This is a genomic window from Phenylobacterium sp., assembly GCF_030697305.1.
In the GTDB taxonomy this organism is placed as follows: domain Bacteria; phylum Pseudomonadota; class Alphaproteobacteria; order Caulobacterales; family Caulobacteraceae; genus Phenylobacterium.
Genome location: NZ_JAUYQL010000057.1, coordinates 25802 through 35421 on the forward strand (window position 1 = coordinate 25802; position 9620 = coordinate 35421).

The window sequence follows — 9620 nt, forward strand, 5'->3', positions numbered from 1 at the left end:
ATGACAAGATAGCGGGGTTGCGTTTGCAACCGATGAATCCGCCGCTAAGTCCTTATTTACCTAGTTTTTCTGGGGAGATAAGCGCTTCGCGTGAAACGAGCTCGGCCATGATCCTGGCCCGCTCGGAATCGGGCAGAGCGCCCCATCCGGCGATCTCGCCTATGGTGCGGAAACAGCCCAGGCACAGGCCGCTCTCATCGTCGATCGCGCAGACGAGGATGCAAGGCGTGGCGATCGGTCTGGGGGGCTGGACGGCCATCTTTGGGTTACTGGGCGCAGGGCCAAATCATGGCAAGCGTCGGCTGCGCAACAAACCTGCGCGGTGGAGCTTTAGCTTGCGTGGTGCGAACGCCCTGTCACCTTCGGCAGCAAGCGTCGCGCCCCGTAACGCGATGCGAGGGGCGCCAGTTGAGAACGGTCGAGCGGTCATGAGCGTGCTTCGTCCCGGCGAGACCTGTTGGCGGCAAGCCCACGCCGACCGAGCGGCTTTCCTGATCGACACCGAGGCCTATTTCGCCGCGGTGTTCGCCGCAATCCAGAAGGCGAAGCGCTCGATCCTGCTTCTGGGCTGGGGTTTCGACCCGCGCACACGGCTGTTCCCCGATGGCTACGATGGCCCGGACGACCCGGACGAGGTGGGCCGCGTCCTGGTCGAACTGGCCTGCAGCCGGCCCGAGCTTGATATCCGGCTGCTGATCTGGAAATCGGCGCTGCCGATCAGCGCCAGCCAGCAGTTCTTCCCCCACAAGGCGCGCAAGTGGTTCGAGAACACGCCGGTGAAGTTCCGGCTCGACGACCAGGTGCCGTTCGGCGCCTGCCACCACCAGAAAGTGCTGGTCATCGACGAGGCGCTGGCGTTCTGCGGCGGGGGCGATATCGCCGTGGACCGCTGGGACACGGCCGCCCACCTGGACGACGACCAACGCCGGATCATGCCCGACCAGGATCACCACGCGCCCCGGCACGAGGTGATGATGATGGTCGATGGCGACGCCGCCCGGGCGCTCGGCGATCTCGCCCGAATACGCTGGTTCCGCGCCACCGGGGAGACGCTGGAGCCTCGGCCGGCCGATGGCGATCCCTGGCCAGAGCACGTGCCGGCCGCGATCACCCATGCCGAGGTCGCTATCGCCCGCACCGAGCCCGCGTGGAAGGCTCGCGCGCCGGTCGAGGAGATCCGCGATCTGACGCTGGAGTCGATCTACGCCGCCAAGAAGCTGATCTATCTGGAGAACCAGTACTTCACCTCGCCCGTCATCACCGAAGTGATCGCCCAGCGGCTGGGCCAGCCCGACGGGCCAGCGGTGGTGCTGGTGTCGACAGGTGAGGCGCCGAGCTGGTTCGATCGCCTGACCATGGACCGGTCGCGCGCCGCGCTGATCTGGCGGTTGCGCGCGGCCGACGTCTACGGCCGGTTCCGGGCGCTGCGGCCGATCACGCCGGGGGGCGTGACCATCATCGTCCATTCGAAGGTGACGGTGGTGGACGACCGGATCGTACGGGTGGGCTCGGCCAACCTCAACAACCGCTCCGGCGGCTTCGACACTGAGTGTGAACTGGCGATCGAGAGCGACGATCCCGAGACGCAGATCGCCATCGCGGCGTTCCGTGACCGGCTGGTCGGCCACTTCATCGGCTACACAGGCGAAGCGGTGGCCAGAGCGAGCGCGGAGCTGGGCGGCATGGTGGCGGCGATCGATTCGCTGAACCGGGAGGGCAGGCTGGCGAGCATCGAGCCCGCGCCGATGACGCCGTTCGGGGCGTTCGTGTCGCGCTACCACCTGGGCGACCCGGCCAACGTCAGCGACTCCTGGCGGGTGGGGCGCCGGCGCGAGCGGCTGTACAGCGAGGCTCGCGCGGTCACCAGCCTGCATGCGCTGGGGCTTCAGGCCAATTCGAAGTCCATCACCAGCGGCAGGTGATCCGAGGCCACGCGGGTCAGGGGCTCGAACGGCGCGAATACGTCGAGCACGCGCACCTCGGGGCTCACGAACACATGGTCGATCCGCAGCACCGGTAGCGGCGAGGGGAAGGTCGAGGTGGCCGATTTGTGCGGCGCAAGACCGCGGGCGGGCTTCAGCCGCGTGGTGAGCGTGCGGTAGACCAGCGAGCTCGCGGTGGCGTTGAAGTCGCCCAGCAGGATCGTCGGACCCTTGCACTCGGGGTGCTTCAGCCAGCCCTGGCCGGCCAGGCATGCGGCCTGAAGTTGCTGCTCGCGCGGCACCAGGCCCAGGTGGGTGTTGATGATCTGCACCTTGCGCCCATCGATCTCGACGCAGATCCACAGCGCGCCACGAGGCTCCAGCGAACGGATTCGCGCATAGCCGGGCAGGGGACCGACCTGCATCAGCGTTTCAGGATAGGTCGTCAGGATCGCGTCGCCGTACTGCTCCTCCTCGACGCGAAGGGCGGCGTGGAAGTGGCAGGCCATGTCGAGCCGCCGCCCGATCTCGTGCGCCTGGTCGACGCCGCCGGTGCGCGCGCGGCCGACGTCCAGCTCCTGCAGCGCGACGATGTCCGGGTTGAGGCGCGCGAGCACGTCGGCGATCCGTCCGACGTCCAGCCGGCGGTCCGCGCCAACGCAACGATGCACATTGTAGGTGACGATGCGGGCCATGGGTCGTCCTGCGCGGCTTCCGGGGCGAAGGCAAGGCGGTGAACGGCTGGGCGCGCCGCCGGTTTCGCACGGCGAAGGGCCGGACTCGTTCGATGACGCGATCGTCAGCTTTTCATCGCGGATCGCTGCGCGTAGCGTCGGTGTTGACGAACAACGCGCGCAGACGCGTCAGGACGCCAGTTCAGGGAGGTCAGCGATGAATCTCGACTTCACGCCGCAGGAGCGGGCCTTCCGCGAGGAAGCCCGCGCCTTCATCGCCCAGAATTATCCGGCCGACCTCCGCGCCAGGCAGGACGGCGGCGAGCCCCTGACCCGCGATGACTATCTGTCCTGGCACCGCATCCTGGCGGCCAAGGGCTGGGTCGCGCCGTCCTGGCCGACGCAGTGGGGCGGGACGGGCTGGACGCCGACGCAGAAGTACATCTGGTCGGAGGAACTGGCTCGCGCAGACACCCTGCCGATCCTGCCGTTCGGGGTGAGCATGCTGGCGCCGGTGCTGCTGATGTTCGGGACGGACGAGCAGAAGCAGCGATTCCTGCCTGGCATCCTGAATGGCGATGTCTGGTGGTGCCAGGGCTACTCGGAGCCTGGGGCGGGGTCGGACCTCGCCAGTCTGCAGACCCGCGCCGAGCGGATCACCGCCGACGACGGCAAGGAGTACTACGTCGTCAACGGCCAGAAGACCTGGACGACGCTGGGCCAATTCGCCGACTGGGGCTTCTTCCTGGTCCGCACGGATCCGAGCGCCAAGCCCCAGGCCGGCATCAGCTTCCTGCTGATCGACATGAAGTCGCCTGGCGTGACGGTGCGCCCGATCATCACGCTGGAGGGCGGACACGAGGTCAACGACATCTTCCTCGACAATGTGAAGGTCCCCGTCGATCAGCGCATCCATCAGGAGAACCAGGGCTGGACCTGCGCCAAGGCGCTGCTGGCGCATGAGCGATCAGGCATCGCGGGCGTGGCGCGCTCCAAGCGAGCGCTGGAGAAGCTGATCCAGATGGCGCGCACGGAGCGCTCCGACACCGGCGGACCGCTGCTCGAAGATGCGTTCTTCCGCCGCAAGGTGGCGGAGCTCGAGATCGACCTGACCGCGCTGGAGTTCACCGAACTGCGGACGCTGGCCGGCGAGAGCAGCGGCAAAGGACCTGGACCGGAGTCCTCGATCCTGAAGATCCGCGGCACCGAGATCCAGCAACGGCTCAACGAACTGGCCCTGGAGGCGGCGGGAACCTACGGCGCGCCGCATCTGCGGGAAGGCGGACACAACACGCCCGTCGGACCGCATTACGCGCGCGGCCTCGCCGGAAGCTACTTCAACGGCCGCAAGACCTCGATCTACGGCGGCTCCAACGAGATCCAGCGCAACATCATCGCCAAGATGGTGCTGGGCCTCTAGCGCGGACGGACGGGGAGAACGCTAATGGACTTCAGCTTCACCGACGAACAATCGATGCTCCGCGATAGCCTCGCGAGCTACCTGCGCGACCACTACAGCTTCGAACAGCGCCGCGATGCGGTGCGCAGCGAGGCGGGCTGGCGGCCGAAGGTGTGGAAGGCGTTCGCCCAGGAACTCGGCATCCTCGGCGCTTTGTTCGAAGAGGCCCACGGCGGCCTCGGCGGCGGCGCGATCGAGGCGATGATCATCATGGAGGAGTTCGGCAAGGCGCTGGTGGTCGAACCCTATCTCGGGACGGTGGTGATCGGGGGCGGCTTCCTGAAGCGCGCCGGCGAAGCGTCATGGGCGGGCGAGATGATCGGCCGGATCATCGAGGGCGAGGTGGTGATCGCCTTCGCCTATGCGGAGCCGCAGTCGCGCTACGCCTGGACCGACATCGCCACCACCGCCCGGCGCGAGGGGCAGGGCTACCTGCTGAACGGCCACAAGGCGGTGGTGGTCGGAGCGCCGTGGGCGAGCCACCTGATCGTCACCGCGCGCACCGGCGGCAGCCAGCGCGAAGGGCAAGGCGTGTCGGTGTTCCTGGTCGATCGTGAGACGCCCGGCGTGACCTTGCGCGGCTATCCGACCGCCGACGGCCAGCGCGCGGCGGAGGTGTTCCTGGAGAACGTGTCGGTCCCCGCCACGGCATTGATCGGACCCGAAGGCGTGGCCGCGCCCCTGGTCGAGCAGGTGATCGATGAGGCGATCGCCGCGACCTGCGCGGAGGCCGTGGGCGTGCTGCGGCGACTGCAGGAGGGGACCGTCGAATACACCCGCCAGCGCCGGCAGTTCGGCCAGCCAATCTCGGAGTTCCAGGTGCTGCAGCACCGCATGGTGGACATGTACATCCACCTGGAGCAGTCGGTTTCGATGACCTACATGGCCCACATCCGGCTGGACGAGGACGCTACGGAGCGGGGCAAGGCGGCCTCCGCGGCGAAGGTGCAGATCGCCAAGGCCTGCCGCTTCATCGGCCAGAACGCCATCCAGCTCCACGGCGGCATGGGCATGACCGACGAGCTGGCGATCGGCCACCATTTCAAGCGCGCGACGATGATCGAGAGTGCGTTCGGCTCCACCGATCACCACCTGGCGCGCTATGAGAGGCTCTCGCTGGGGCGCGCCGCCTGAGCGCCACCGATTGGGGTTGCCGCGAGGCCTGCAATCGCGCTTAAGCGCTAAGCATGGCGCTGCGCGACTTCCTCCTGCTGATGATGGTCTGCCTGATCTGGGCGACGAACAACATCGTCAGCAAATATGCGGTGAGCGTGCTGAGCGCGCCACCGCTGTTCTACGCGGCCATCCGCTTTATGATCGTGTTTCTGGCGGTGTTCCCCTGGCTGCTGCCTGCCCCAAAGCCGCTCGGCAGGATCATCATCATCGCCCTGCTGATGGGCGGCGGCAGCTTCGCCCTGGTGTTCGTCGGCCTGAAGACCGCCACGCCGTCGGCCGGGGCCGTGGTCGGCCAGATCGGCGTTCCGATCACCACGCTCCTTTCGTTCCTGCTGCTGGGTGAGCGGATGAGCCTGCGCCGCGCGATCGGCGTCGGCATGACGCTGGCTGGCGCGCTGGTGGTGATCTGGGACCCGCACGGCGTGAAATTCTCCACCGGCCTGTTGTTCATCGCCGCCGCGGCGCTGGCTGGATCGGTCGGAGCGGTGCTGATGAAACGGGTCGAAACCCTGCGGCCGTTGCAGTTGCAGGCCTGGGTCGGCCTCTCGTCGATCCCGCCGCTGCTCGCCGCCTCGGCGGTGTTTGAACAGGACCAGCTCGAGACCACCCTGGCGGGCGGCTGGCCGATGGCCGCCGCCGTGCTCTACTCGGCGCTGGTGGTCTCTGTGCTGGCCCACACGGTCTACTACGTGCTCATCCGTCGCTACGAAGCCAACCTCATCGCGCCGCTGACCCTGATGGCGCCCCTGGCCACTATCGCGCTTGGGGTGGTGATCTTGCAGGATCCTTTCGGCCCGCGCATGGCGCTGGGCGCATCGCTTGCGCTGGTCGGCGTGCTGGTGATCGTGGCGCGGCCCAATTTGCTGGCGGCGAAGCTTCAATCCATGCGGCGCGGAGACTGACGTGGACTTCATCGACGCACCGTCGCCGAACTTCGACGCCCGCAAGGCGCCGCCCAGCATGGTGCTGCTGCACTACACCGGCATGCCAAACGGGGAGGCGGCGCTGGAGCGCCTGCGTGACCCGAACGCCAAGGTGTCGGCCCATTATCTTGTCGAGGAGGACGGGCGGCTGTTCCGCCTGCTGCCCGAGGAGCGGCGGGGATGGCACGCGGGCGTCAGCTTCTGGCGCGGCGAGCGCGATGTGAACGGCGCCTCGATCGGCGTCGAGATCGTCAATCCGGGTCACGAGTTCGGCTATCGCGCGTTCCCGGAAGCGCAGATCGCTACGGTGATCTCCCTGGTCGGCGACATCCGCAGCCGCTGGACGATCGACGACGGCGCCATCGTCGGCCATTCCGACGTTGCGCCCGACCGCAAGGAAGATCCGGGCGAACTGTTCCCCTGGAAGCGGCTGGCTCAGGCCGGCCACGGCCTGTGGACTGAGCCGGCCGCCGCGCCAGGCGGTCCACTTGGGCTCGGCGCAACCGGTCCAGGCGTGTTCGCCCTGCAGGCGGGGTTTGCGCGGCTGGGCTATGAGAGCGCGCCGTCCGGAACCTACGATCCGCACACCGCCGCGGTGGTCACCGCCTTCCAGCGGCATTGGCGCCCCTCGAAGGTCGACGGGATCGCTGATGGCGAGACCCGGGCGCGGTTGATCGCCCTGCTGCGCGAACCGCGTTGAGCCAGATCGCCAACCTCGCCCGCGAGCCGCTGATCCTACACACGCCGCGGCTGATGCTACGCCCGCTGGAGTCGCGCGATGCGGCGCAGTTGCTGGCGTTGTTCGGCGATCCGGCGGTGACGGAGTTCATGGACATCGCGCCAATGGCCGATCTCGCGGAAGCGGCGGGCGTCGTTGATTGGGCCAACGATCGGCGAGCGCATAACGCTGGCGTGCGCTGGGGCGTGCGGATGGCCGGGGATGAGCGGCTGCTGGGGACCTGCGGCTTCAACCTGCTGGAGCTCGACCGGGGGCGGCGTGGCGAGGTGGCGTATGACCTCGCCCAGGCGCACTGGGGGCAGGGGCTGGCGTCCGAGGCGCTGAGCGCGGTCATCGGCTTCGGCGCGCAGCGGCTTGGCCTGCATCGCCTGGAAGCGATGGTGACGCCAGGCAACACGCGCTCGGTGCGGCTGTTGGAGCGCCACGGCTTCGTTCGCGAAGGGGTGTTGCGCGACCATGGGTTCTGGAAAGGGCGGTTCTGGGATCAGATGATCTACGCCCGCCTCGCGCCATTCGATTGACGCGGGCGTCGGGCGCCCTCAGATTCATCGGCGGATCAGACGGCCGGGCGGTCGCTCTCGCTTTGCGGCGAGGGAGGAAAGTCCGGGCTCCACGACGAGATGGCGGCGGGTAACGCCCGCCGGGGGCGACCCCAGGGACAGCGCCACAGAAAGCAAACCGCCCTGCGAGCGATCGCCGGGTAAGGGTGAAAGGGTGCGGTAAGAGCGCACCGCGGCTCCAGCAATGGAGGCGGCACGGCAAGCCCCGCCAGGAGCAAGACCGAATAGGGACCCCGCGCCGGCGCAAGTCGGCAGGCCTTCGTCGGCCGAGGGGTCCGGGTAGGTCGCGAGAACCGTCCAGCAATGGGCGGTCCAGAGGAATGGCCGCCGCGTCCGCCAGCGCCCGCAAGGGTGAAGGCGGGCGGCACAGAACCCGGCTTACAGGCCGTCTGATCCCACTCCCGCCATCTGCCCCTGGTTATAGTTAAAGCGTTCGATGTATGTTCTGTGAATAGTTTACAGGCATTAACCAAACCGGCCTGCGACATCTTTGGATTCGTGAATAATAGTCATTGGGAGTCATTGTCTCCCGTTTGATCCCATGTTAACCCAAGCATCATCCGCTAACCAAGCCGATCCGTCGCTTTCGGGGCAGTGACGGGAAATCGGAGCGGACGTACGGGGCGGCCATTTCGGCCGGCGAACAGGGGCTGGGCCGGAGATGTTTCTCTCGACCTTCGAGAAACAGCTGGACGCCAAGCGGCGCATCGTGGTGCCGCAGGAATTCCGCGCCCTGGCGTCAGGCCCATTCGACGGCGTGTTCTGCTTTCCGTCCATCGAGGCAGATTGCATCGAGGGCGGCCATCAGGCGCTGTTCGACCGCTATAGCGGCGTGATCGACGAGCTGGATTTCGGCGATCCGCTGCGCTCGGCCCTGGAGACCTCCGTGCTGGGCGGCATGGCGCGCCTGTCGTTCGACACCGCCGGCCGCATCACTCTGCCCGAGACCCTGTGCGACATGTTCGGCCTGACCGACTGGGTGACCGTCGTCGGCATGGGCGAACGCTTCCAGATCTGGTCCCGCGACGCCTTCCAGGCGCACCGGTCCGCCCAGCGCGACTTGGCCCGCGACGGCCTGGCGCAGATGCGCGCCCAACAGCGCGCCGCGCGCGTGGGTTCCGCCACATGAGCCCAGCGCACCGCCCGGTCCTGCTCGACGAGGTCTCCGCGGCGCTGCAGGCCGGTCCCGGCCAGGTGATCGTCGACGGCACTTTCGGCGCTGGCGGCTACAGCCGGGCGTTCCTGGAGACCGGCGCGAGCGTCCTGGCGTTCGATCGCGACCCATCTGCGCGGCGCTTCACCGAAGGCCTGCCCGGCGACCGGTTCAGGTTGGTCGAGGCGAATTTCTCCAGCATGGACGAGGTCGCCGGCGAGGCGGCCGTCGACGGCGTGGCGCTGGACCTGGGCGTCTCCTCGATGCAGCTCGACGAGGCGGAGCGAGGCTTCTCGTTCATGCGTGACGGGCCGCTTGACATGCGCATGGGCGCTTCGGGGCCGACCGCCGCCGACCTGGTCAACGAGGCAGAGGCCGAAGAGCTCGCGCGCATCTTCTTCGTCTACGGCGAAGAGCGGAAGTCGCGGCGGATCGCCGGCGCCATCGTGCGCCGCCGCGCCGAGCAGCCGTTCACCCGCACAGCCGACCTGGCCGAGTTCATCGAACGCGTGCTGGGCGGCCGTCGCGGCGCCAAGACCCATCCCGCCACCCGCGCCTTCCAGGGCCTGCGGATCGCAGTCAACGACGAGCTGGGCGAACTCGAAGCGGGCCTGGGCGCGGCTGAGCGGGCGCTGAAGACCGGTGGGCGGCTGTGCGTCGTCACGTTCCATTCGCTGGAAGATCGAATCGTGAAGTCGTTCCTGTCGGTACGGGCCGGGAAAACGCCGGCCGGTTCGCGTCACGCCCCGCCGGTTGAGGCGGGGGCCCCGGCCAGCTTCGATCTGCTGTTCAACGGCGCGCACGGCCCGTCCGACGCGGAGCTGGACGCCAATCCGCGTTCGCGTTCGGCGAAGCTCAGGGCTGCGGTGCGCACCGCAGCCCCCGTCTGGAGGCAAGCGGCATGAGTCTGTTCAGTCGCAGGGTGCGGGGTTTCCGACTGGTCGACATCATGGCGTTGGCCTTGCTGATGCTGATCATCCTGGGGGTCTACCTGGCCAAGACCGTAGCCGGTCG

General features: G+C 68.0%; 10 protein-coding genes and 1 other RNA gene. 9 read left to right on the forward strand and 2 right to left on the reverse strand.

The window, feature by feature from the left end; genetic code table 11:
* Positions 1–52: 52 nt before the first annotated feature.
* Positions 53–259: a DUF1289 domain-containing protein gene (locus tag Q8R27_RS06425; RefSeq protein WP_305698232.1), complete on the reverse strand. Its 207-nt coding sequence runs from the start codon at positions 257–259 to the stop codon at positions 53–55.
* Between the two features lie 169 nt (positions 260–428).
* Here Q8R27_RS06425 and Q8R27_RS06430 point away from each other — a divergent pair, with 169 nt between their 5' ends.
* Entirely contained in the window at positions 429–1922 is a 1494-nt protein-coding gene (locus Q8R27_RS06430; protein ID WP_305698233.1) for a phospholipase D-like domain-containing protein, read from the forward strand.
* Here Q8R27_RS06430 and Q8R27_RS06435 read toward each other — a convergent pair.
* The gene (locus tag Q8R27_RS06435; RefSeq protein WP_305698234.1) at positions 1886–2617 is read right to left on the reverse strand and encodes an endonuclease/exonuclease/phosphatase family protein; all 732 of its coding nucleotides are present in this window, start codon (positions 2615–2617) and stop codon (positions 1886–1888) included. The two genes, Q8R27_RS06430 and Q8R27_RS06435, sit on opposite strands and share 37 nt — an antisense overlap.
* A 196-nt stretch (positions 2618–2813) precedes the next feature.
* Between Q8R27_RS06435 and Q8R27_RS06440 the strand changes: the two genes are divergently transcribed.
* The 8 genes from Q8R27_RS06440 to rsmH all read left to right on the forward strand — a co-directional run bounded on the left by Q8R27_RS06440 (position 2814) and on the right by rsmH (position 9511).
* Complete coding sequence (locus Q8R27_RS06440) at positions 2814–4016, forward strand: acyl-CoA dehydrogenase family protein (RefSeq protein ID WP_305698235.1); 1203 nt, start codon at positions 2814–2816, stop codon at positions 4014–4016.
* A gap of 24 nt (positions 4017–4040) precedes the next feature.
* On the forward strand, positions 4041–5189 hold the full coding sequence (locus Q8R27_RS06445; RefSeq protein ID WP_305698236.1) for an acyl-CoA dehydrogenase family protein: 1149 nt from the start codon (positions 4041–4043) through the stop codon (positions 5187–5189).
* Positions 5190–5242: 53 nt separating this feature from the next.
* Positions 5243–6133, forward strand: coding sequence for a DMT family transporter (locus Q8R27_RS06450; protein WP_305698237.1), 891 nt, complete (start codon positions 5243–5245; stop codon positions 6131–6133).
* 1 nt (position 6134) lies between these two features.
* Entirely contained in the window at positions 6135–6854 is a 720-nt protein-coding gene (locus Q8R27_RS06455; protein WP_371134657.1) for an N-acetylmuramoyl-L-alanine amidase, read from the forward strand.
* Positions 6851–7414, forward strand: a complete 564-nt coding sequence (locus Q8R27_RS06460; RefSeq protein ID WP_305698238.1) for a GNAT family N-acetyltransferase — start codon at positions 6851–6853, stop codon at positions 7412–7414. Before Q8R27_RS06455 ends, Q8R27_RS06460 begins: the two co-directional genes overlap by 4 nt.
* Before the next feature lie 35 nt (positions 7415–7449).
* Positions 7450–7850: RNase P RNA component class A (gene rnpB, locus Q8R27_RS06465), an RNA gene on the forward strand.
* A 264-nt stretch (positions 7851–8114) separates the two neighbouring features.
* Entirely contained in the window at positions 8115–8582 is a 468-nt protein-coding gene (locus Q8R27_RS06470) for a division/cell wall cluster transcriptional repressor MraZ (protein WP_305698239.1), read from the forward strand.
* Positions 8579–9511: a 16S rRNA (cytosine(1402)-N(4))-methyltransferase RsmH gene (rsmH, locus tag Q8R27_RS06475; protein ID WP_305698240.1), complete on the forward strand. Its 933-nt coding sequence runs from the start codon at positions 8579–8581 to the stop codon at positions 9509–9511. Before Q8R27_RS06470 ends, rsmH begins: the two co-directional genes overlap by 4 nt.
* Positions 9512–9620: the final 109 nt, after the last annotated feature.

Bases quoted from the DNA above. Each gene is read 5' to 3' on its own strand.
- Q8R27_RS06425 (WP_305698232.1), bottom strand. From the start codon at position 259: ATGGCCGTCCAGCCCCCCAGACCGATCGCCACGCCTTGCATCCTCGTC.
- Q8R27_RS06430 (WP_305698233.1), top strand. From the start codon at position 429: ATGAGCGTGCTTCGTCCCGGCGAGACCTGTTGGCGGCAAGCCCACGCC.
- Q8R27_RS06435 (WP_305698234.1), bottom strand. From the start codon at position 2,617: ATGGCCCGCATCGTCACCTACAATGTGCATCGTTGCGTTGGCGCGGAC.
- Q8R27_RS06440 (WP_305698235.1), top strand. From the start codon at position 2,814: ATGAATCTCGACTTCACGCCGCAGGAGCGGGCCTTCCGCGAGGAAGCC.
- Q8R27_RS06445 (WP_305698236.1), top strand. From the start codon at position 4,041: ATGGACTTCAGCTTCACCGACGAACAATCGATGCTCCGCGATAGCCTC.
- Q8R27_RS06450 (WP_305698237.1), top strand. From the start codon at position 5,243: ATGGCGCTGCGCGACTTCCTCCTGCTGATGATGGTCTGCCTGATCTGG.
- Q8R27_RS06470 (WP_305698239.1), top strand. From the start codon at position 8,115: ATGTTTCTCTCGACCTTCGAGAAACAGCTGGACGCCAAGCGGCGCATC.
- rsmH (WP_305698240.1), top strand. From the start codon at position 8,579: ATGAGCCCAGCGCACCGCCCGGTCCTGCTCGACGAGGTCTCCGCGGCG.